Origin of the sequence: Campylobacter sp. TJR-1, from assembly GCF_032840035.1 — a bacterium.
Taxonomy (GTDB): domain Bacteria; phylum Campylobacterota; class Campylobacteria; order Campylobacterales; family Campylobacteraceae; genus Campylobacter; species Campylobacter fetus.
Genome location: NZ_JAWIZX010000020.1, coordinates 1 through 819, shown reverse-complemented (window position 1 = coordinate 819; position 819 = coordinate 1). Strand labels below are relative to the sequence as shown.

The window sequence follows — 819 nt, the reverse complement described above, 5'->3', positions numbered from 1 at the left end:
ACAGATATGAGTGATAAAGCTCTTACTATAAATGGTAGTGAGTCAAATGACCAAGTTACTCTTAAACTACTTGCTGCTACTACTAAGGTTAAGGTAGATGGGGATTTGGGCGATGGAAACGATACGTTTGTATTTGATATAGGCGCTGCTACTGCTGCAAGTATAACAGATATCGACCTTATAGGATTAAAAGGCGTTGAAGTAGGTCTTCACGGTACTGACGCAGCTACGGCGTTTGATTTTAGCGGATATACCGGCTTAACTACGTTTAATGCAACAACAGGCGCGGATAATATTAAATTAGGAAAATTAACTGAAAGTGCAGTCGTAAATCTTGGTTCAGGAGATGACAAGATAGAAACAGGCGCATTTACTGCAACTAAGACTCTTAAGATTGCCGGTGGTGAGGGAAATGATACGTTTGATATCAAAGCTTCTGTAATTGTTACAGTAGCAACTCCTGAATTTGTAGAAATAACAGATTTTAGCGCAGGCGATAAAATTACTTTTGGTGCTGCAATTGCTTATGAAAATAAAGGTATTGGACAAGGAGATACTTTAAAAACAGCTGCCGAAACTATATTAGGTACTTCAGATGTAGCTAATACGGTGTACGGCTTTACGTACAATAACGATACTTACTTATTGTACAACGCTGCAGGTAGCACAGATACGCTTACAACAAGCGATTTAATAGTTAAACTAAGCGGTACAACCGTTAATTTAGATAGTCTTGCTACATCAACAAATGATATAGTATTTGCTTCTTAATCGTGTTTTTCAAACCAAACCTTAATAAATAGTAGATAGTTTTTTGCT

Annotated in this window: 1 pseudogene; it reads left to right on the top strand. The window is 37.1% G+C overall.

From position 1 onward, the window contains the following. A pseudogene (locus RVY88_RS09110) lies at nucleotides 1-771 on the top strand (hypothetical protein); the annotation flags it as partial. Between the last annotated feature and the right edge of the window lie 48 nt (nucleotides 772-819).